General features: G+C 65.3%; 17 protein-coding genes and 2 pseudogenes. 13 read left to right on the top strand and 6 right to left on the bottom strand.

What is annotated here, in order from left to right; translation table 11 throughout:
* The first annotated feature begins 11 nt into the window (after positions 1-11).
* The 5 genes from RRX38_RS07520 (at position 12) to RRX38_RS07500 (ending at position 4,662) form a co-directional block, all read left to right on the top strand.
* Positions 12-1,676 (top strand): MFS transporter, encoded by a 1,665-nt coding sequence (locus RRX38_RS07520; RefSeq protein ID WP_315962107.1) that lies wholly within the window; start codon positions 12-14, stop codon positions 1,674-1,676.
* Positions 1,673-2,836, top strand: a complete 1,164-nt coding sequence (locus RRX38_RS07515; protein WP_315962106.1) for an HlyD family secretion protein — start codon at positions 1,673-1,675, stop codon at positions 2,834-2,836. The genes RRX38_RS07520 and RRX38_RS07515 overlap by 4 nt, the downstream gene beginning before the upstream one ends.
* A 115-nt stretch (positions 2,837-2,951) precedes the next feature.
* Positions 2,952-3,872, top strand: a complete 921-nt coding sequence (locus RRX38_RS07510) for an arginase (RefSeq protein ID WP_315962105.1) — start codon at positions 2,952-2,954, stop codon at positions 3,870-3,872.
* The gene (locus RRX38_RS07505; RefSeq protein WP_315962104.1) at positions 3,869-4,243 is read left to right on the top strand and encodes a transporter; all 375 of its coding nucleotides are present in this window, start codon (positions 3,869-3,871) and stop codon (positions 4,241-4,243) included. Before RRX38_RS07510 ends, RRX38_RS07505 begins: the two co-directional genes overlap by 4 nt.
* Positions 4,244-4,245: 2 nt before the next feature.
* The gene (locus RRX38_RS07500) at positions 4,246-4,662 is read left to right on the top strand and encodes a DMT family transporter (RefSeq protein WP_315962103.1); all 417 of its coding nucleotides are present in this window, start codon (positions 4,246-4,248) and stop codon (positions 4,660-4,662) included.
* Positions 4,663-4,990: 328 nt separating this feature from the next.
* Here RRX38_RS07500 and RRX38_RS07495 read toward each other — a convergent pair whose 3' ends face one another.
* Positions 4,991-5,794, bottom strand: coding sequence for a MipA/OmpV family protein (locus RRX38_RS07495; RefSeq protein WP_315962102.1), 804 nt, complete (start codon positions 5,792-5,794; stop codon positions 4,991-4,993).
* 233 nt (positions 5,795-6,027) lie between these two features.
* Here RRX38_RS07495 and RRX38_RS07490 point away from each other — a divergent pair, with 233 nt between their 5' ends.
* The 7 genes from RRX38_RS07490 (at position 6,028) to RRX38_RS07460 (ending at position 14,023) form a co-directional block, all read left to right on the top strand.
* The gene (locus RRX38_RS07490) at positions 6,028-6,726 is read left to right on the top strand and encodes an HAD-IB family phosphatase (protein ID WP_315962101.1); all 699 of its coding nucleotides are present in this window, start codon (positions 6,028-6,030) and stop codon (positions 6,724-6,726) included.
* The gene (locus tag RRX38_RS07485) at positions 6,719-8,113 is read left to right on the top strand and encodes an aspartate aminotransferase family protein (RefSeq protein WP_315962100.1); all 1,395 of its coding nucleotides are present in this window, start codon (positions 6,719-6,721) and stop codon (positions 8,111-8,113) included. Before RRX38_RS07490 ends, RRX38_RS07485 begins: the two co-directional genes overlap by 8 nt.
* Positions 8,110-8,979 carry an alpha/beta hydrolase gene (locus RRX38_RS07480; protein ID WP_315962099.1) on the top strand — a complete coding sequence of 290 codons (870 nt, stop codon included), beginning with the start codon at positions 8,110-8,112 and terminating at the stop codon, positions 8,977-8,979. Before RRX38_RS07485 ends, RRX38_RS07480 begins: the two co-directional genes overlap by 4 nt.
* Before the next feature lie 4 nt (positions 8,980-8,983).
* Positions 8,984-10,111, top strand: coding sequence for a GNAT family N-acetyltransferase (locus tag RRX38_RS07475; RefSeq protein ID WP_315962098.1), 1,128 nt, complete (start codon positions 8,984-8,986; stop codon positions 10,109-10,111).
* Complete coding sequence (locus tag RRX38_RS07470; RefSeq protein ID WP_315962097.1) at positions 10,108-11,862, top strand: sensor histidine kinase; 1,755 nt, start codon at positions 10,108-10,110, stop codon at positions 11,860-11,862. The genes RRX38_RS07475 and RRX38_RS07470 overlap by 4 nt, the downstream gene beginning before the upstream one ends.
* Positions 11,859-13,250, top strand: coding sequence for a sigma-54 dependent transcriptional regulator (locus RRX38_RS07465; RefSeq protein WP_315962096.1), 1,392 nt, complete (start codon positions 11,859-11,861; stop codon positions 13,248-13,250). The genes RRX38_RS07470 and RRX38_RS07465 overlap by 4 nt, the downstream gene beginning before the upstream one ends.
* Positions 13,251-13,393: 143 nt before the next feature.
* Positions 13,394-14,023 (top strand): LysE family translocator, encoded by a 630-nt coding sequence (locus RRX38_RS07460; RefSeq protein WP_315962095.1) that lies wholly within the window; start codon positions 13,394-13,396, stop codon positions 14,021-14,023.
* A 766-nt stretch (positions 14,024-14,789) separates the two neighbouring features.
* Here RRX38_RS07460 and RRX38_RS07455 read toward each other — a convergent pair.
* Positions 14,790-15,329 carry a hypothetical protein gene (locus RRX38_RS07455; RefSeq protein ID WP_295476950.1) on the bottom strand — a complete coding sequence of 180 codons (540 nt, stop codon included), beginning with the start codon at positions 15,327-15,329 and terminating at the stop codon, positions 14,790-14,792.
* Positions 15,330-15,522: 193 nt separating this feature from the next.
* Between RRX38_RS07455 and RRX38_RS07450 the strand changes: the two genes are divergently transcribed.
* On the top strand, positions 15,523-16,497 hold the full coding sequence (locus RRX38_RS07450; protein ID WP_315962094.1) for an arsenic resistance protein: 975 nt from the start codon (positions 15,523-15,525) through the stop codon (positions 16,495-16,497).
* Between the two features lie 29 nt (positions 16,498-16,526).
* Here the strand turns inward: RRX38_RS07450 and RRX38_RS07445 are convergent, their stop codons facing one another.
* The 4 genes and pseudogenes from RRX38_RS07445 to RRX38_RS25005 all read right to left on the bottom strand — a co-directional run.
* On the bottom strand, positions 16,527-17,093 hold the full coding sequence (locus tag RRX38_RS07445) for a hypothetical protein (RefSeq protein WP_315962093.1): 567 nt from the start codon (positions 17,091-17,093) through the stop codon (positions 16,527-16,529).
* Between the two features lie 143 nt (positions 17,094-17,236).
* Positions 17,237-18,058 (bottom strand): aldo/keto reductase, encoded by an 822-nt coding sequence (locus RRX38_RS07440; protein ID WP_315962092.1) that lies wholly within the window; start codon positions 18,056-18,058, stop codon positions 17,237-17,239.
* A gap of 63 nt (positions 18,059-18,121) precedes the next feature.
* Positions 18,122-18,706, bottom strand: a pseudogene (locus RRX38_RS25010) (methyl-accepting chemotaxis protein); the annotation flags it as partial.
* Positions 18,707-18,979: 273 nt separating this feature from the next.
* A pseudogene (locus tag RRX38_RS25005) lies at positions 18,980-19,690 on the bottom strand (cache domain-containing protein); the annotation flags it as partial.
* Positions 19,691-19,795 lie beyond the last annotated feature (105 nt).

Genomic DNA, 19,795 nt, shown 5'->3' with positions numbered 1-19,795 from the left:
AACCTGCATCCATGACCGACAAGTACGCCCCGCGCCAGTGGCAGCCCCATGAGCGCCCGACCATGCCGGGTTCGCCGTCCACGCCCCTGCATCCGACACCCAAGCGCCTGGCCTTCGCCCTGGTCGGAGTGATCGTGGCCTTGACCGGTGGCCTGGGCAATGCCCTGGTGGTCGCCAACCTGCCGTATCTGCAAGGCGCTCTGGGCGCCACCACGGAGGACATCGCCTGGCTGCCGGCCGCGTACGTGATGACCAACGTTTCGATGAACCTGCTGCTGGTGAAGTTCCGCCAGCAGTATGGATTGCGCGCGTTCACCGAACTGTTCCTGGTGCTTTACGCGCTGGTGACCCTGGCCCATCTGTTCGTCAACGATATCGATTCCGCGGTGGCCGTGCGTGCGGCCCACGGCATGGTTGGCGCGGCGCTGAGCACCCTGGGCCTTTACTACATGATCCAGGCTTTTCCACAGAAGTGGCGGCTCAAGGCCCTGGTGCTGGGGCTGGGCACCGCGCAACTGGCCACGCCCATGGCGCGACTGATTTCCGAAGACTTGTTGCAGATCGCCGAATGGCGCGGCCTGTACCTGTTCGAGCTGGGCATGGCGATGCTCTCGCTGGGCTGCGTGCTGATGCTCAAGCTGCCGCCGGGCGACCGCTTCAAGGCCTTCGAGAAGCTCGACTTCCTGACCTTCGGCCTGCTGGCCAGCGGCTTTGCCTTGTTGTGTGCGGTGCTGTCACTGGGGCGCATCGAATGGTGGCTGGAAGAGCCCTGGATCGGCATCGCCTCGGCGGCCTCCATCGCGCTGATCTGCGCGGGGCTGGCGATCGAGCACAACCGCCGCAACCCTTTGCTGATCACCCGCTGGCTGGGCAGCGGGGCGATCCTGCGCCTGGGGCTGGCGGTGATTCTGTTTCGGGTGGTGCTGTCCGAACAGTCGGTGGGCGCGGTAGCGTTCTTGCAGGCGCTGAACCTGGGCAGCGAGCAGTTGCACAGCCTGTACCTGGTGATGCTGCTCGGCAGCATCGCAGGCCTGCTGGTCAGTGCCCTGACCATCGACCCGGCGCACCTGATCAAACCGCTGCTGATTTCCCTGGCAATGATGGCCGCCGGGGCCTGGATGGACAGCGGCTCGACCTACCAGACCCGCCCGGAAAACATGTACCTCAGCCAGTTCCTGCTGGCCTTCGGTGGCACCTTCTTCCTTGGCCCGACGCTGGTGCTGGGCATCAGCGGCGTATTGGCCAACCCGCGTAATATGGTCAGCTTCTCGGTGCTGTTCGGCATCACCCAGAACATCGGCGGGCTGATCGGTTCGGCGGCGCTGGGCACCTTCCAGATCGTGCGCGAGAAATTTCACTCCAGCCAGCTCATGGAACACATCACCGCCTTCGACCCGCTGGTGCAGGCCCGCCTGCAAAGCGGGGCGGCGGCCTATGGGGGGGTGATCGCCGACCCCGCCGCACGCACCGCCCAGGGCATGCGCGCCCTGGCCAGCACCGCTACCCGCGAGGCCAATGTGCTGGCCTATAACGACGTGTTCATGCTCATCGCCCTGATCGCCGTGCTGACCATGCTGTGGATCACCCTGCGGATGATCTGGCTGAAGATGACCACCGAGCCCACCCAGCCGCTGTCTGCGGCCTCCCCATCCACCAGCAGTGCGCAGACTCGATGAACGACACCACCCGTAAAGATTCCACCGATGCGGCCCCGGTCGCCAGCAACCCGCCGCCGGCGCCGCTCACCTCACCGGCCACCAGCAAGCCACGGCCGCTGCGCGCACGGGTGATTTCCACCACGCTGTTCGCCTTGATTGCCCTGGGCGGCATCCTCATCGTGCTCTACGCCTGGCAACTGCCGCCGTTCACCAGCCCCATCCAGAGTACCGAGAACGCCCAGGTGCATGGCCAGACCACGCTGATCGGCCCGCAGCTGAGCGGTTACGTGCATGAGGTCACGGTGCAGGACTTCGAGCATGTGAAGGCCGGGCAACTGCTGGTGCGCCTGGACGACCGCATTTACCGTCAGCGCCTGGAGCAGGCCGAGGCGCAACTGGGCGTGCAGCAGGCGGCCCTGGCCAACAACCTGCAGCAGCGGCGCAGTGCCGAGGCGACCATCGCCCAGCGCCAGGCCGCCTTGCAGAGCAGCTCGGCACAGGTGCGCAAGAGCGCGGCCGATCTCAAGCGCAACCAGGCGCTGGTCACCGACGGCTCGGTGTCGCGCAGCGAGCTGGACGTCGCCCGCGCGGCCGACGCCCAGGCCCAGGCCGCCGAAGCCGAGGCGCGTGCCGCCTTGCAGATCGCCAGGGAAGACCTGCAGACGGTGATCGTCAACCGTGACTCGCTGCAGGCCCAGGTGGAGAACGCCAAAGCCGCGGTGGAACTGGCGCGTATCGACCTGGACAACACCCGCATTACCGCGCCACGCGACGGCCAGTTGGGGCAGATCGGCGTGCGCCTCGGTGCCTACGTGAATTCCGGTGCCCAGCTCATGGCCCTGGTTCCCGATAACCTGTGGATCATCGCCAACCTGAAGGAAACCCAGATGGCCCAGGTGCGCCTCGGCCAGCCGGTGAGCTTCAGCGTCGATGCCCTGGACCATCAGAAGCTCAATGGTCGGGTCGAGCGCATCTCGCCAGCCACCGGTTCGGAGTTCAGCCTGTTGCCGGCCGACAACGCCACCGGCAACTTCGTCAAGATCGCCCAGCGCATCCCGGTGCGCATCAGCGTCGACCCCGACCAGCCGCTGGCCGCGCGGCTGCGGCCAGGCATGTCGGTGGTGGTGAGCATCGACACCTCGGTAGACACCGAGCACCAGGCCAACGCCGTCGATTGAGCGCGCGGCCGACAGCTGGCCCACCCCTTGCATTCACCCCCTTCAGGCCCGCCCGGCCGCCTCGTACATCCAGTACCGGCGGTGTCAGGGCGGGGTGAACAGGTGAATTCGCGCCTTGAACATCCTCGACCTCGACCACAGCCTTACCGCCCAGGAACCCATCGCCCGGCGCCTGACCGAAGGCCGCGCCACGCATATCGACCTGCTCGACCTCGGGCCGCACCTGCGGCTGTGGACCACCGAAGCCCGCTACCGGACCTTCAGCCAGCGCCTGCAGCAGAGCAGCCGGCCCAGGGGGCGCCGGCCGCAGATCTATTTCGTCGGCTCCGGCGATTACCACCACCTGACCCCGGCGTTTCTCGCCGGGCTGACCGAGCCGGTCAGCCTGATCCACTTCGACAACCACCCCGACTGGGTACGCCTGGCGCCGCGCCGGCATTGCGGCTCGTGGGTCAACCGGGCGTTGCAGTTGCCGCTGGTTCGCCGCGTGATCACCCTCGGGCCGTGCAGCGACGACCTGCATAACCCGCAGTTGCGCGGGGCCAACTTCGCCGCCCTGCGCAGCGGGCAGCTGCAGCTGTTCCCCTGGCAGCACGCGCCGTCGCGGGTGTGGGGGCATGTGGGCGACGGCCCTGGCCACCAGCAGCGCGGCCACTACCTGCACTGGACCAACCTGGCCGAGCTGGACTGGTCGCGGTTTCTTGCCCAGTTGGCGGCGACGCTGCCCACCGAAGCGGTGTGGATCACCATCGACAAGGACGTGCTGGCCAGTGAAGACGCGGCCACCAACTGGGACCAGGGCGGCATGCGCCTGAGCCACCTGCTCGAGGCGTTGCGCCTGCTGGCCACGCGCAAGCGGGTGCTGGGTATCGACGTATGCGGCGAGTTTTCAGCACCGGCGCATCGCAACCCGTTCAAGCGCTGGGAGGCGCGCAGCGACCAGCCACCCGCCGAACGCTGGAGCGCTGCGGATATCCAGCGCAATGCGCAGACCAACGCGGCCTTGCTGGCGCTGTTCGACGAGGTGTTCCCATGAGTCCCTCGGTGATTGCGCTGATCGCGCTGTCCATCGGTCTCGATGTCGCCGGACAGATCGCCTTCAAGCTGGGTCTGGACCGCCTGCCGGAAATGGACGGCGGCTTTCGCCTGGCCGGCTTCTGGTGGCAGCTGCTGGGCGCGCCGTTGCTGTGGGCCGGCATCCTGGCCTATGCCCTGGAGTTCCTGGTGTGGCTGGCGGTGCTGTCGCTGGCCCCCTTGAGCCTGGCCTTTCCTGCCGCCAGCCTGGCCTATTGCGGGGTGGTGCTGGCCGGGCGCCTGGTGCTGGGCGAGGCGGTGAGCCGCCGCCGCTGGCTCGGCACGCTGATCATTACCGGTGGGGTGATGCTGGTCATCGCCAGTGGAGGTTGAGCATGAACACGACATCGTCTTCGAGTCTTTCCAGCACGCCTGGCTGGCTGCAGCATCGCGTCACCGCCGTGGTGCTGTGGCTGTTGCTGATCGGCAGTGAAAGCACGGCGCAGATCGCCATGAAGGTGGGCGGCGATGCGCTTACCCATCTGCCATTCGGCCTGGCCTGGTTGGGCACTGCGCTGCTGACGCCCGCAGTGCTGCTGGCGCTGGCCTGCTATGCGGGGTCGTTCTTCGTGTGGATGCTGATTCTGCGCAGTGCCCCGGTGAGCGTGGCCTTTCCCTTGAGCTCGCTGGTGTTCGTCGGCGTGCTGCTGGGTTCCTGGCTGGGGCTGGGTGAGCAAATCGACTGGCTGCGCTGGGTGGGCGTGGCGATCATCATCAGCGGCATCGCGGTCATGGCCGAGGGGGAGGGTTGAACCGCGTATCAAGAGCCGCAAATGGTATGGGCTTTACCGGCCCCTGATTTCGCCGATGGGGTCGGCTAGGCGGCTATAGCCACACTACTGTCCGCTTAAGCGGCATGTGGCCCGGTGGGAGCGGCTTTAGCCGCGAAAGCGCCAGGAAGCTCACTGCATCTGTCGTGAACATGCGATCGCTTCGCGGCTGAAGCCGCTCCTACCCGGTCTAACTGAGCCGTATTGGCTTTAGCGGCGAAAGCGCCAGGAAAATCAGTGCATCTGTCGTGAACATACGGTCGCTTCGCGGCTGTAGTCGTTTCTGCAAGTCGGCTTGAGCGGGGGACTCTCAGAAGTGATAGGCCACGCCGATGTCCACTTCACCCTGCTCGGCGTGGCCGCGTTGCTGGACGATGCTGCTGTCGGCGGCCGAGCCGGTCAGGTGGGTCCAGCTCAGGTTGCCCAGCAGCGACCAGTGTGGCGACAGCGGCACCGCCAGGCTCTGGCTCAGGGTCAGGTCACGCAGGCCACCGCCAGCGTTGTACGGGCGAATGCCCGAGGCCTGCGACTCGTCCGCACTGACCCCGAAGAACGTCTGGTTCAGCTCTCGGTTGGCCAGGTGCGCCACCAGCCGGGTGCTGCCGAATACTCCGGCGCCCAATGGATAATCAGCCTCCGCGCCCACCTGGCCCAACACGCCGCCCTGGCTCTCGGCGGTGCCGAAGGTGCGCCCGGCGCGAGCGAACAGGCTCAGCCATTGCACCGGGCTGTAGGCCACGAAGCCACCGGCCACGCCCATGCCCGAGACATCCCGCAGGCCGCGCAGCGAGCCCTGGCCGTCGCGTCCTGGCAGGTAGTTGAGATACGGCCCGGCGCTCCAGCCGTTTTCGGTCTTGAAGGCGTTCCACGACAGCCCGTCTTCGGAGTCCAGGTCGACATCGCCCAGGCTCAGGTCCAGGTACGGCACGGCCTTGAACTCGTAGCTGCTCGCCGTGGGGTCGTAGGGGCGATACGACCACAGCGCTCCGGCCATGCCCTGCAAGCCCCACAGCGGCTTGGCGGCGCTGGCGTCCGGCTCGGCGGCGCGCCCGGGCGGGCTGACCAGCGTGGCGCAGAGCGCGACGCCGCAGAGCAAATTGCGCATCGGTGGCATGGGCGATTCCTCGGGCAGATTGACATGGCGCTATCAATCACCATCGCGCCGCCGCTCGGCAAGCACTCATGTTGTTTGTAGCGAGCTACAAAATTTGTAGCTCCACCCGCCGCCTTTTACCCCCGCACAGGCTGCAGGCCACGTCCTGCGGGCTTGTGGTGCGTTGGCACGCTTGCTGCTCAAGCCCCTTGCGACTGCGCCGAGCGCGCTTCACTCAACATGGGCAAACGCAGATGATGCACTGGCATATCGTGTGTGACTTCGACGGTACCGTGACCCGGACCGACGTCATCGACAGCATCCTGGAACGCTTCGCCGAACCCGGCTGGGAAGCGATCGAACAACAATGGCTCGACGGCCAGATCGGCTCGCGGGAGTGCCTGACCCGCCAACTGGCCCTGGTACGGGCCACCCCGGCGCAACTGCTGGGCTACTTCGACAGCGTGGCCATCGACCCGGACTTCCCGGCCTTCGTCGACCTGGCCACCAGCCTCGGCGCGACCCTGGATATCGTCAGCGACGGCCTGGAGCAGGCCATCGCGCGGATCCTGTCGCGCAACGACTGCCCGCTGCTGCCGATCGTTGCCAACGGCCTGCGCCAGGTCGACCACGACCGCTGGCGCATCGTCTTTCCCTATGCCCGTGACACCTGCCGCGCCGCTGCCGGCAACTGCAAGTGCCGCTCGGTGCCGGCGGGCCGCCACGTGCTGGTGATCGGCGACGGGCGCTCGGACATGTGCGTGGCCGAGACCGCCGACTTCGTCCTGGCCCGCGGCAGCCTCGCCGACCACTGCGTGCGCCTCGGGCTGCCCCATGCACGCTTCGACACCTTTGCCGAAATCCCCGCGCTGCTGGCCAACCTGCCGCAGCTGCTGACCCCGATCGTCCCGACCCTTACTCCCGAACTGCAGGAACGTTTCCATCATGTCTGATATCCGCATCGCTACCGCCGAAGACCGCATCCTTCTCGACAAGGAAGCCAAGTACTGCTCCTACGGTGACACCGTTCACTACATCGAACCCCCGCGCATCTTCAGCCGCTGCGAAGGCTCCTACGTCTTCGACACCAGCGACCAGGCCTACCTCGACCTGCAGATGTGGTACTCGGCGGTCAACTTCGGCTATGCCAACCCGCGCCTGAACAACGCCCTCAAGCAGCAGATCGACACCCTGCCGCAGATCGCCAGCCAGTACCTGCACAAGGGCAAGATCGAGCTGGCCGAACGCATCGCCGTGGATGCCCGCAACAAGTTCGGCCTCGATGGCCGCGTGCATTTCAACGTCGGCGGTTCGCAGTCCATCGAGGACTCGCTGAAAGTGGTGCGCAACGCCACCCAGGGCAAGAGCCTGATGTTCGCCTTCGAAGGTGGCTACCACGGCCGCACCCTGGGCGCCTCGTCGATCACCTCCAGTTACCGCTACCGCCGCCGTTACGGGCATTTCGGCGAGCGTGCGCAGTTCATCCCGTTCCCGTACCACTTCCGTGGCCCGAAAGGCATGAGCAAGGAAGAGTACGGCAGTCTCTGCGTGCAGCAGTTCGCCCGGCTGTTCGAGACCGAATACAACGGTGTCTGGGACCCCAAGGTCGGCCAGAGCGAGTACGCGGCGTTCTATGTGGAGCCGATCCAGGGCACCGGCGGCTATGTGATCCCGCCGATGAACTTCTACAGCGAGCTGAAGAAGGTCCTTGACCAGCACGGCATCCTGATGGTGGTCGACGAGATCCAGATGGGCTTCTTCCGTACCGGCAAGCTGTGGTCCATCGAACACTTCGACGTCAAGCCGGACGTCATCGTGTTCGGCAAGGCACTGACCAACGGCCTCAACCCGCTGGGCGGCCTCTGGGCCCGTGAGGAGCTGATCAACCCCGGGATCTTCCCGCCAGGTTCGACCCACTCGACCTTCGCCTCCAACCCGCTAGGCACGGCCGTCGGGGTTGAAGTGCTGAAGATGACCTCGGAAGTCGACTACGGCGCCATGGTCATGGCCAAGGGCAAGTATTTCCTCGCCGGCCTGCAGGAGCTGCAGAAGCGCTATCCGATCATCGGCGACGTCGACGGCCTGGGTCTGGCCTTGCGTGCGGAAATCTGCGCGGCCGACGGCTTCACCCCGGACAAGGCGACCCTGGACTTCATGGTCGAAGAAGGCATGAAGGGCGACCTGGAAGTCGATGGTCGGCGTCTGGGCCTGGTGCTGGACGTGGGTGGCTACTACAAGAACGTCATCACCCTGGCACCGTCGCTGGAGATCACCTACGAGGAGATCGACCTGGGCCTGGCCCTGCTCGACCGCCTGCTGCATCGGGCCATGAAACGATGAACGCCGTCGCGGTGGAGATGGGTGAGGGGGATGCCGGCTTCGCAGTCGGCACCGGTGAGGTCGCGGTGCTGCTCATCCACGGCCTGACCGGTACGCCGGCCGAGCTGCGCCGCGTGGCCCAGGGCCTGGCGGACCGGGGCTGCACGGTCTACGTGCCGACCCTGGCCGGCCATTGTGGCAACAACGACGACCTGCGTCGCACGGTCTGGACTGACTGGTATGAAAGCGCCCGGCGCGCGTTCGCCGGCATCCGCGCCCGCCACGCGCAGGTGTTCGTCGGCGGGCTGTCAATGGGCGCGGTGATGGCCATGCACCTGGCCGCCGAACACCCCGGCCAGGTCGCCGGCCTGCTGCTGTATTCCACGACCTTGCGCTACGACGGCTGGAACATGCCGTTCGCCGCACGCTTCACGCGGATTTTCATGGCCATTCCGTTTGGCGTGCACATCTGCCGCTTCAACGAAAAGCCGCCCTACGGCATCAAGAATCCGCGCCTGCGAGCCATCGTCGAGCGGCAGATGAAAGACGGCGAAAGCAGCAATGCCGGGTTGTTGACCATGTCGGGCATCAGTGTGCGCGAGCTGCATCGGCTGATCGCCAGGACCAAGCGCGGGATGCCGTCGATCCGAACACCGGCGCTGGTGCTGCATTCCCGGGAAGACGACATCACCAGCCGCTGGAACGCTGACTACATCGAACGGCACATCGGCGGCCCGGTGTTCAAGGTGCTGCTCGACAACTGCTACCACATGATCACCGTCGACCTGCAATACCGCGAGGTGGTGAACCTGAGTGCCAACTTCATCGATGCCCGTGTCGAAGGGCTCATCGCCCCGGCAGTGGCTGCCTTGCCACGCAGGGCCTGACGCGATGATCACCGCCCATGCATTCGCCAGCATCGAACGTATCGAGCGTGAACAGTGGAACGCCTGTTTCCCCGACACGCTGGAAGACTGGGACTACTACCTGGCCGTGGAGAAAGCCGGTATCGAGGGTTTCGAATGGCGCTACCTGGCGCTGTATGAAGACCAGCAACTCGTGGCGGCGGTGCCGGCGTTCATCACCCGCTACAGCCTGGACACCACGGTGCAGGGCCTGGCAAGGCGCCTGAGCCAGGCGCTGGCACGCCTGTGGCCGGGTGCCTTGCAACTGGGGCTGTATGCCCTGGGCTCGCCCGTGGCCGAGCGCTGTGAAGCGGGGGTGGCCCGCCACCTGCCGCAGGTACAGCGCGCCGACCTGCTGCAACGCCTGCTGGCGCTGGCCCGCGAGGATGCGCAGCGTTTCGAGATTGGCCTGCTGGCGGTCAAGGACGCGCCGCTGGCCGCTGGCGAATGGGTGCAGGCCTGCGAGCAGGCCGGGTTGCATGCGCTGCCGAGCTTGCCCGGCGCCAGCCTGCCGGTGGGCTTCGCCTGCCTGGATGACTACGTCGGCACCTTGGGCAAGTCCACCCGCAAGGACCTGCGACGCCTGTTGCGCAGCCCGGCGCCGCAGATCGAGTGGCGCCAGCAGGTCGACGACGTGCTGCCGGAAATGATGCGCCTGTATGAAGCCACCCTGGCACGTAGCGACCTGCAGTTCGAGCGCCTGGGGCCGGATTACTTCACCGGTGTCCTGCAGCGCCTGCCAGGCCGGGCAGCCTGCGTGCTGTATTGGGTCGACGGGCAACTGGCGGCCTTCAATCTGCTGCTGGTCGACGAACACCGCCTGCTCGACAAATTCTTCGCCCATGACCTGCAACGCACCCGCGAGCACAGCCTTTACGCCCGCAGCTGGCTGGCCAACGTCGAATACTGCATCCGTCAGGGCATCAGCACTTACGAGTGCGGGCAGGCCGGCTACGCCAGCAAGATGCGTTTCGGTTGCCGATTCCAGGGCAATATGCTGTTCTTTCGCCATCGCAACTGGTTGATCGACACCTTGCTGCGCCTGGTGAAACGGCTCATCCGCCCCGACCGACACGATCCCGCCATGGCGGCCGCTATAAGCGAACATTCATGACCCAGGCCAAACCCCGGTTGTTTTCCCTGTCGCGCTGGACCGTGCAGCGCAAGCTGGTGCTGGCGTTCTGGTTGGTCAGTGTGATCCCTACCATGATCGCCGCCGAGCTGGCCGCTACCACGCTGTCGCAGATCTTCGACAGCAACGTGCGTATCTGGCTGCAGGAGTCGACGCGCATCGTCAACGACGAGATCAGCGAGATCCTGCGCGACAACGCGCGCGCCGCGCAGTTGTTCCTCGGCTACCTGGACAACGGCGCGCAACCGGGCAAGGTGCCTGACCGGCGCATCGCCGACATTGCCGATGCCATGGGCATCGACGTGGTGGCGCTGGTGCGCAGCAGCGACCACCAGGTGCTGTATTCCACCGCGCCGGATGCAGTGGTCGGGCAGATCAGCCTGGGCGCCGATGAAGTGCTGCAGACCGTGCGCTACGGCGGCGCGCCGGTGGGGGCGGTGGTTTCCACCTATCACACCATCCAGGGCGGGGTCGATTGCCAGTTGATGATCGCCACCTACCTGGACAGCAGCTTCCTGACCAGCGTCGCCGACGTGCATTCCCTCGACCTGCGCCTGTACCTTAAGGACCAGGAGGGCTTTGCCGAAGTCTTTTCCACTCAGCGCTTCGAGAACCACCCGTTGCGCGTACCGCCGGGTATCGAGACGCTGCTGCGCCAGACCCGTGAGCCCAGCGAACAGTCCAATTCGCGCTACAGCGGCGTGTATTCGCCGATCTTCAACGACGGCGGCGACATGCAAGGGGTGGTGTTCAGCGGCCTGCTGCGCCATTCGACGCTGGTCGGGCTGGTCAACCAGACCAACCTGTTCCTGTTGATCCTGCTGTTCGGCTCGGCGCTGTCGCTGAGCGTCGGCTGGTTCATCTCGCAGCGCCTGACCCGCCCGCTGCGTGGGCTGGCCGCAGGGGTGCAGGCGGTGACCGCCGGCGATTATCAGCAGCATGTCGAGGTGATCGGCAGCGATGAGCTGGCCGACCTGAGCGTGACCTTCAACCACATGACCGAGCGCCTGCGCGAGCTGCAGGACCTCGAAGCCCAGTTGCGCCGTCGCGACCGCCTGCACACCCTGGGTGAAGTGGCCATGGGCCTGGCCCACGAGATTCGCAACCCGCTGGGCATCATCAAGACCGCCACGCAGTTGCTGCACCGCCGCGCGGCCTTGCCGGAAGCCGACATGCGCCACCTCGAATACGTGATCAGCGAGGTGACGCGCATCAACGACCTGATCACCGAGTTTCTCGATTTCGCCCGGCCCAGCGCGCCGCTGCGCTCGCTGCAGCCGGCCCGCCCGCTGCTGGAGGACCTGCTGGGTTTCTGCGCGCCGGAGCTGGCGACCCGGCATATCGAAGCGCACATCGAAGAGCGCGACGCCGAAACGCGTATCTATGCCGATGGCCGCCAACTGACCCAGGCGTGCCTGAACCTGGTGCTCAACGCCATCGACGCGATGCCCGACGGCGGCACCCTGACCCTCAGCCTGTCCAGCGAAGGGCCTTGGACGCTGATCAGCGTCAGCGACACCGGGCAGGGTATCGAGGCCGACATGCTCGAACGCATCTTCACGCCGTTCGTCACCACCAAGGCTTCGGGGACCGGCCTGGGCCTGGCCAAGGTCTACTCGATCATGGAAAACCACGACGGGCACATCGAGTGCATCAGCGAACCAGGCGCCGGGGCGACCTTCAACCTGTACCTGCCCAGCCATGAACACAGCGATCAAGGAAAGCAGCCATGAGCCACAACGTGCTGGTGGTCGACGACGAACCCAAGCTCTGCGACCTGCTGGCCTCGGCCCTGAGCCACAGCAACCTGCAGGTGTTCACCGCCGGTAACGGTCTGCATGGCCTGACGGTCATGGAGCGCGAAGACATCGACCTGGTGATCAGTGACTGGCGCATGCCTGGCATGGATGGTCCGCAACTGCTGGCGGAAATCCGCACGCGCTACCCGCAGGTGCCGGTGATCGTCATGACCGCCTACAGCACGGTGAAGAACGCCGTGCAGTCGATGCGCAACGGTGCCTTCGACTACATCGCCAAGCCGTTCGACATCGACGAGCTGGACATCACCGTCAGCAAGGCCCTGCAATTCCGTGACATCCTGCGCGACAACCATCGCCTGCGCGCCGAACTCGACGAGCACCGGCAGATCGACAGCCTGGTGGGCGAGAGCCCGGCCTTCCGCCGGGTGATCCAGGCCGTGGAATCGGTGCGCGAAAGCAGCGCCACCATTCTGCTGACCGGGGAGAGCGGCACCGGCAAGGAAATGGTCGCCCGCGCCATCCACCGCCACGGTAATCGCGCCGACCAGCCGTTCGTGGCGGTCAACTGTGCGGCGATTCCCGAAGGCCTGCTGGAGAGCGAGATGTTCGGCCACCGCAAGGGCGCCTTCACCGGGGCGGTGGCAGACCGGGTAGGGCGCTTCCAGCAAGCCGACAAGGGCACGCTGTTTCTCGACGAAATCGGTGAAATGCCCCTGGCGCTGCAGGCCAAGATCCTGCGTGCCCTGCAGGAGCGCATCATCGAGCCGGTGGGTGATCCGCGCGAGCGCAAGGTGGATGTGCGGGTCATCGCAGCCACCAACAAGGACCTGCTCGAAGCGGTGGCGAACAAGGAGTTTCGCGAAGACCTCTACTACCGCCTCAACGTCTTCCCGATTCCGCTGCCGCCGCTGCGTGAGCGGGTCGAAGACATCGCCCCGCTGGCGCGTCATTTCGCCCACAGCCTGGGCGCCGAGGCCGGCAAGCGCATCACCGGTTTCAGCCCCGAAGCGCTGCTGGCCATGAGTCGCTATGCCTGGCCGGGCAATATCCGCGAACTGCAGAACTGCGTCGAACGCGCCACCATCGTGGCGAGCGGGCCGGTGATCCAGGACAGCGACCTGCCGGGCTATCTGTTCAACGCTCCCGCGGCCCAGGATGCGGCACCGCTCGACGCCGTGAGCGACATTCCCTCGGACCTCGACGCTGCCCTGGCGCAAGTGGAAAAGACCTGCATCCTCGCTGCCCTGCAGCGCACCCAGGGCGTCCAGGCCGCCGCCGCGCAACTGCTGGGCATTTCCGAACGCAGCCTGTGGTACCGGATCAAGAAGTTGGAGATCCATGTCGAGCGGATCGTGCGCTAGAAAACGGTCGGTCAGGCTGGCTTCAGCGAAGACGCGGCATCGAGCCTGGCGGCGACTGTCTGGTCGAAAATGCCCCGGTCTGTATCTATGGTCGGCTGCGCCGAGCCTCTACTGTGTGGCTTCGACCTCAGGGAGTGTTGCCCATGCCGGACTTGAACAGCCTCTACCTCTTCAGCCTCGCCGCACTTGTGCTGCTGGTCGTGCCCGGCCCGAACATGGCGTTCGTTACCAGCCATGCGCTGGCCTATGGTTGGCGGGCCGGGTTTGCCGCTGCCTTGGGTAATGCGCTGGCTGATCTGGTACTGACCCTGCTGGTCAGCGCCGGTGTCGGAGCGCTGGTGATGAGCTGGGCGCCAGCGTTCGAGATCCTGCGCATGCTCGGTGCCGCCTACCTGCTGTGGATGGCCTGGCAGGCGGTCAAAGACGCCAAGGCGCCAACCGGGCAACCGGCACAACTGGCCGCCTGGCCCCGGGTGCTGCTGCGCGCCGCGCTCAACAGCCTGCTCAACCCCAAGGCACTGCTGTTCTTCATGGTGTTCCTGCCGCAGTTCGTCACCCTCGGCAATGGCCACGTCGCTCTGCAACTGCTGGTCCTCGGCGCGTTGCTGTCGCTCATGGCGTTGCTGTTCAATGCGCTGCTGGCCGCCGCCGCGCTGCTGCTCAAGCGCCGCCTGGTCGGCGGTTCGCGCCGCGCACGGCTGGCCAACTACGGCTTCGCCGGGGTCATGGCGGCCCTGGCCATACGCCTGGTGTTCTTCGAACGCTCGGCCTGAACACGGCCAGGGGCAATACAGTTCAGACCGTGGGAGCGAGCTTGCTCGCGAATGGCAGGCTATCTAGACCGGGTACACCCGCCGCAGCACCAGTGCCTTTGAGTCACCTTTCCGCCCTGACGGCGGGTTACTTTTGGTTTCCAGGTGCCCTGCGCGCCAAAAGTAACCAAAAGGCATTGCTCCTGGCTTGGGTCTGCCCTGCGGGCAGACTTCCCTCCTTCCGGCGCCATTCCAGGGGGGCGGCGCAATGGGCCGTCCCTGGCCCAGTGCGCCTAAGCCGGCATCCCTGCCGGCTTACCCCCTTCCATGACACCTCCACTCGGCCTGCACCGAAGTCGCGTTTTGCGGCGTCTGTGAGGGCGGTGCTTGAAAAGCAAAAGCGACGCCAATCAGATTACTCTGGTCTAAAAGATCAGTATTGCGGCTAGGGGCAATACTGTTCGCCTAAACGGCATGTGGCCGGTGGGAGCGGCTTTAGCCGCGAAAGCGCCAGGAAATTCACTGCATCTGTCGTGAATAGGCGGTCGTTTCACGGCTGAAGCCGCTCCTACCCGGCCTGACTGAAGAGTATTGGCTGTAAGCGCAATACAGTTCAGTTAGTCGTTACGTGGCCGGTGGGAGCGGCTTTAGCCGCGAAAGCGTCAGGAAACTCCCTGCATCTGTCGTGAATAGGCGGTCGTTTCGCGGCTGAAGCCGCTCCTACCCGGCCTGACTGAATAGTAGTGGCTGTAAGCGTGATGCTGCGTTCGCGAGCGGCAGCGTGCGGCTAGGCGCCTGAGTTCAGGTCCAGCGCACGCATGACCTCACGCCGCCAGGGCGTGGCGATCTGTTCCGGCACGCGGGCCAGGTAGTCGCGGGCGTGCTCGCGGGTTTCGCCCTGCAGGCCCTGCAAGTAATCGATGGCCTGCTTGCGGCTGGGCAGGCGACCTTCCTGGTTGTCGATCCTTGGCGGCAGTGCCGTCCACACCAGGGCGTCGACACCGCGCTCCAGGGCCCAGTCGGCCAGGACCCCCTGGTCGTTACGCGCCGGCACGTACAGGCCGACGCCATCGTCGCGCTGCTCGGGAATCTGCTCGCGCACGCGCAACGCCTGGCAGGCCGTATCCAGGTCAGGCACATCCAGTACCGACCACAGCACCTGGCTGGGCGTCGCGTTCATGCACAAGGCCGTGGCCAGTTCGCCGCCGTCGCCGACCCGGCAGAATTCCACCGGCAGCCTCGGGCCATCGAAGAACCACTCGCAGCGCAAAGGCAGATCGCCCGGTTTCCATATCAGTGAACCCCATCCCAGGCAGGCAATGACCATCGCTTTACCTCTCCAATACAGCGATACAGGTGCCGAGGCACGTCCTGCAGGTTGGAGTGGCCGGTAATGGCAAAAGGTCCATCAATCCGCTGGCAGGGCTGCCGCAGGCTTCAAGTGACGAGCAAATCCCTGTAGGTTCGGCAGCCTGATCCAGAAGGCTGGCCAGCCTTCGTCCGCAACGAGGAGTCGCTGCATGCAAGCTGTCCGGGATGCTCTGGAAAACCGTCAGGTCACCATTTACTTCGTCGCCGTGCTGCTGGCGGCTGTGCTGGCCTGGCAACTGCCGGGCACCGAGGCGCTGGAGGCGGCTGTCGAGCCGGCACTGGCCTTCATGCTGCTGGTGACCTTTCTGCAGGTGCCACTGGTCGAACTGCGCCAGGCCTTTACTCGGCTGCGCTTCATCGGCGCGCTGCTGACCGCCAATTTCATCGTCGTGCCGTTGCTGGTGTGGGCGCTGCTGCCGCTGGTGCCGGCCGACCCTCTGGTGCGCCTGGGTGTGCTGCTGGTGTTACTGGCACCGTGCATCGACTATGTGGTGACTTTCACCCAACTGGGACGCGGCGACGCACGGCTGCTGCTGGCCGCCACCCCAGTGCTGCTGGTGGTGCAGATGCTGGCACTGCCGCTGTACCTGGAGGCCCTGCTGGGCGAGATGGCCACCGGAGTCATTCATGCCGGGCCGTTCCTGCAGGCCTTCGCCTGGCTGATCGCACTGCCGTTGCTGCTGGCCGCCGCCCTGCAATGGCTGGGCCGGCGCAGCCGTGCGATGGCGGGCGTCAATCTCGGCCTGGGGCTGTGCCCGGTACCCGCCACGGCGCTGGTGCTGCTCATCGTGATCGCCGCAACCGGGCCGCGTATCGAAGCCGCACTGCCCAGCGCGCTGGCGGTGTTGCCGGTGTACCTGGCGTTCGCGCTCATCACCCCGTTGCTCGGCGCCTGTGTGGCACGGGCCTGGCGCCTCGACGCGGCAGCGGGCAGGGCGGTGCTGTTCAGTGCCGCGACACGTAATTCCCTGGTGGTGCTGCCGCTGGCCCTGGCGGTGCCGGGAGCGATTCCGGTGCTGCCGGCGGTGATCATCACCCAGACCCTGGTGGAATTGTGCGCCGAGCTGGTCTATGTGCGCCTGGCGCCGCGCCTCGGTCGCCAGGGCAGGTCTCAGGCCAACTGATCGACTCGCTTAAGCGTTCAGTACGTGGCTCAGTTTGCAAATGGGAACAGAGAAGGGCGGGGCGTTGCATCGGTTTTACGAAAACGTATGCACATGGGGCTGGTTGGCATAGGTCGCACTTTTTCCAACGGCTGAGCGACCCATTCGTCACCCTGCTTTTTCAATGCGCCGATGGCACAAAATGCCTGGTCACGCTCAAGGCCTGGTATCAGACCGGACACCTTCTTGTTGTACGTATCGGACTGAAAGAGATACGAGGCATCCTTCTCGGGGGTGAAGGAGACATGTATCACGCAGTATTGGCTGCCATAGGTATCGTCATATCTGAGGACCAATGGCTTGTCCGGCCTGACGTCGGCGCTAAGGTAGCCATCGGCGTAAGGCATGGATGAAACTCCTTGATAGCAACCCCGGTCATCGATGTTCAGCAGGGCCAGATTCGTGTCGGAGGATTGCTTCATGCGAATGTTCGCCGAGGGTTCTCCGGGCTTTGGAAAGTCATAGGGTTTGCCAGAGGGGGACCAGCTGCAGGCGCTCAGCGAGCTGACCAGGGCGAAAGACAGACCCATGCCGAGCGTTTTTTGCATCCTGTACATCGATTGCTTCCTTCAAATACACGCCTGTCCCTGCGTCAAGTCATCCGAGACTTGCCATCTCTATTTGTTACGGCTGTGTCGGGCTGGGTGTTGCAGGGGAGAAAAAAGGAGGCGGCGCTGCCCGTGCCGCCCCGCGTTGAGCCTCAGACCATTTCCAACGGCATCTTGCGCGTCGGCGGCTGCCAGGCGCGGTCGATGTCGAGCAGGTCCTGGTCGCTGAGACGCAGGTCCAGCGCCGCGAGGTTTTCGCGGATGTGCCCGGGTTCCACGGCCTTGGGAATGGCGACCAGTTGCTGCTGGCGCAGCACCCAGGCCAGGCTGATCTGCGCCGGGCTGGCGTTGTGGCGGCGGGCCACGGTCTGCAGGGCGGGGTGCCAGAGCAGGTCGCCGCCCTGGCCGATGGGGCAGTAGGCCATGGTCGGCAGCTGGCGTTCGGCGGACCAGGGCAGCAGGTCGAACTCGATGCCCCGCTGCGAGGGGTTGTACAGCACCTGATTGGCCGCACACCGCGAGTCGTGCAGTTCCACCAGGTCGGGGACGTCGAAGTTAGACACGCCCCAGGCGCCGATCTTGCCTTGCTCGCGCAGGTGCTCGAAGGCTTCGACGGTTTCTTCCAGGGGGTACTGGCCGCGCCAGTGCAGTAGGTACAGGTCGATGTAGTCGGTGCCCAGGCGCCGCAGGCTGGCCTCGCAGGCACGCGGCACGCCCTGGGTGCTGGCGTTGAAGGGGTAGACCTTGCTGACCAGGCACACGCGGTCGCGCTGGCCGCGTATCGCCTGGGCGACGACCTCTTCGGCGCCGCCGTCGGCGTACATCTCGGCGGTGTCGATGAGGGTCAGGCCCAGGTCGATGCCCAGGCACAGGGCCGCGATTTCTTCCGAGCGTCGGTGGCTTTTCTCACCCATGTGCCAAGTGCCCTGGCCAAGGACCGGGACGCTCTTGCCCGCCAATTTCAAAGTGCGCATTTCGTCTGCTCCCGCCAGTTCGGATAAGGGGCTTTGATGGAAAAACGCTGTGCGGGTTCAACCTCAGACCCGGAAAGGCCTCAGCCAATCGTTGAGTTGCTGGCTGAGCCGCGCCAGATTCAGGCTCGCGGCGCTGGACTGTTCGGCGGCCAGGGTAGTGCTCTGCGACAGCTGCGCGGTCTGGGTGACGTTCTGGTTGATGTCATCCACCACATGGGATTGCTGCAGCGTGGCGCTGGCGATCGAGGCATTGAGGCCGTTGAGGTTGCGCAGTGCCTGGCTGATCGAGCTGAGACTCTGGCCAGCCAGATTGGCTTGCTCGATGGTCGCCTGGGAGGCGCGGCTGCTGTCGCCGATGACCTTGACTGCCGCATCGGAATGTCCTTGCAGGCTCTCGATCATGCCCTGGATTTCCGCCGTGGACTTCTGCGTACGCTGGGCCAGCAGGCGCACCTCGTCGGCGACCACGGCGAAGCCGCGGCCCTGTTCGCCCGCGCGTGCCGCCTCGATGGCGGCGTTGAGGGCCAGCAGGTTGGTCTGTTCGGCGATGCCGCTGATCACTTCCAGTACGCTGCCGATCTGGGTGGTCTCGCTGGACAGGGTGCGGATCACCGCCACGGCCTGCTCGATGGTGGCCGACAGCTGCTGGATCTGCCGCAGGCTGCCGTCGATATTGACCAGGCCCTGCTGCGCTTCGGACTCGGCGTTGCGCATTTCGCTGGCGGCATGTTCGGCGTTGCGCGCCACGTCCTGCACGCCATAGGTGACCTGGTTGACCGCCGTGGCCACCAGTTCCATCTGTTGCGATTGCCGCTGGCTGCGCGCCTGGGCCTGCTCGGCGCTGCTGCCCAGCTCCTGCGAGGCGTTGCCCAGGGCCACCGCCGACTGCTGGAGCTGGCCGATCACCCCGCGCAACTGAGCGATGAAGGTATTGAAATGCTGGCCGAGCTGGGTGATTTCATCCTTGCCATGGGTTTCCAGGGTGCGCGTCAGGTCGCTTTCGCCACTGGCCACGTTGGCCATGGCCTGTACGGCTGCGCGTAACGGCACGACGATGCTGCGCAGGATGACGATGACCAGCAGGGCCATGATCACGCCGATGGCCAGGCACACCAGGGCGGCCTTGATGATCTGGGCCTTGAACTCCGCCGCGACGTCGTCGACGTAAACGCCCGAGCCGATGATCCAGCCCCAGGGTTCGAAGAGTTGCACATAGGACGTCTTGGGCACCGGTTCGCTGGCGCCCGGCTGGGGCCAGCGGTAATTCACCACGCCGGAACCCTGGCGCTTGGCGATGACGACCATCTCGTTGAACAGGGCGAAACCGTCAGGGTCCTTGATCCCCGAGAGATCCTGGCCTTCGAGCTTGGCATTCATGGGATGCATGATCATCACCGGGCGCAGGTCGTTGATCCAGAAGTAATCGTTCTGGTCGTAGCGCAGCCCGCGGATCGCCGACAACGCTTGTTGCTGGGCGGCTTCGCGAGTGAGGGTGCCAGCGCTTTCCAGGCCGTTGTAGTACTTGAGAATACCGCTGGCGGTCTGCACCACATGGATGGTCTTGAGGGTCTTGGCCTGATACAGGTCGTCGTGGATCTGCTTGAGCAGGGCGCCGGCCAGAATGCACAGCATGACCACACAGACCACGAGAATCAGCCACAGGCGGCGGCTGATGGAAAGATTGCGCATGTGCATGGCACAGCCCTCGATGATTATTGTTATTCACGCAGGGTGTCG

This window comes from Pseudomonas sp. DTU_2021_1001937_2_SI_NGA_ILE_001 (assembly GCF_032463525.1).
Lineage (GTDB): Bacteria > Pseudomonadota > Gammaproteobacteria > Pseudomonadales > Pseudomonadaceae > Aquipseudomonas.
The sequence above is the reverse complement of the archived record's forward strand: the minus strand, read 5'-3'. Positions and strand labels throughout refer to the sequence as shown.

What these genes read in the sequence shown, in the direction of transcription:
- RRX38_RS07520 (WP_315962107.1), top strand. Translation starts at nt 12, where the DNA reads ATGACCGACAAGTACGCCCCGCGCCAGTGGCAGCCCCATGAGCGCCCG.
- RRX38_RS07515 (WP_315962106.1), top strand. Translation starts at nt 1,673, where the DNA reads ATGAACGACACCACCCGTAAAGATTCCACCGATGCGGCCCCGGTCGCC.
- RRX38_RS07505 (WP_315962104.1), top strand. Translation starts at nt 3,869, where the DNA reads ATGAGTCCCTCGGTGATTGCGCTGATCGCGCTGTCCATCGGTCTCGAT.
- RRX38_RS07500 (WP_315962103.1), top strand. Translation starts at nt 4,246, where the DNA reads ATGAACACGACATCGTCTTCGAGTCTTTCCAGCACGCCTGGCTGGCTG.
- RRX38_RS07495 (WP_315962102.1), bottom strand. Translation starts at nt 5,794, where the DNA reads ATGCCACCGATGCGCAATTTGCTCTGCGGCGTCGCGCTCTGCGCCACG.
- RRX38_RS07490 (WP_315962101.1), top strand. Translation starts at nt 6,028, where the DNA reads ATGATGCACTGGCATATCGTGTGTGACTTCGACGGTACCGTGACCCGG.
- RRX38_RS07485 (WP_315962100.1), top strand. Translation starts at nt 6,719, where the DNA reads ATGTCTGATATCCGCATCGCTACCGCCGAAGACCGCATCCTTCTCGAC.
- RRX38_RS07480 (WP_315962099.1), top strand. Translation starts at nt 8,110, where the DNA reads ATGAACGCCGTCGCGGTGGAGATGGGTGAGGGGGATGCCGGCTTCGCA.
- RRX38_RS07475 (WP_315962098.1), top strand. Translation starts at nt 8,984, where the DNA reads ATGATCACCGCCCATGCATTCGCCAGCATCGAACGTATCGAGCGTGAA.
- RRX38_RS07470 (WP_315962097.1), top strand. Translation starts at nt 10,108, where the DNA reads ATGACCCAGGCCAAACCCCGGTTGTTTTCCCTGTCGCGCTGGACCGTG.
- RRX38_RS07465 (WP_315962096.1), top strand. Translation starts at nt 11,859, where the DNA reads ATGAGCCACAACGTGCTGGTGGTCGACGACGAACCCAAGCTCTGCGAC.
- RRX38_RS07460 (WP_315962095.1), top strand. Translation starts at nt 13,394, where the DNA reads ATGCCGGACTTGAACAGCCTCTACCTCTTCAGCCTCGCCGCACTTGTG.
- RRX38_RS07455 (WP_295476950.1), bottom strand. Translation starts at nt 15,329, where the DNA reads ATGGTCATTGCCTGCCTGGGATGGGGTTCACTGATATGGAAACCGGGC.
- RRX38_RS07450 (WP_315962094.1), top strand. Translation starts at nt 15,523, where the DNA reads ATGCAAGCTGTCCGGGATGCTCTGGAAAACCGTCAGGTCACCATTTAC.
- RRX38_RS07445 (WP_315962093.1), bottom strand. Translation starts at nt 17,093, where the DNA reads ATGTACAGGATGCAAAAAACGCTCGGCATGGGTCTGTCTTTCGCCCTG.
- RRX38_RS07440 (WP_315962092.1), bottom strand. Translation starts at nt 18,058, where the DNA reads ATGCGCACTTTGAAATTGGCGGGCAAGAGCGTCCCGGTCCTTGGCCAG.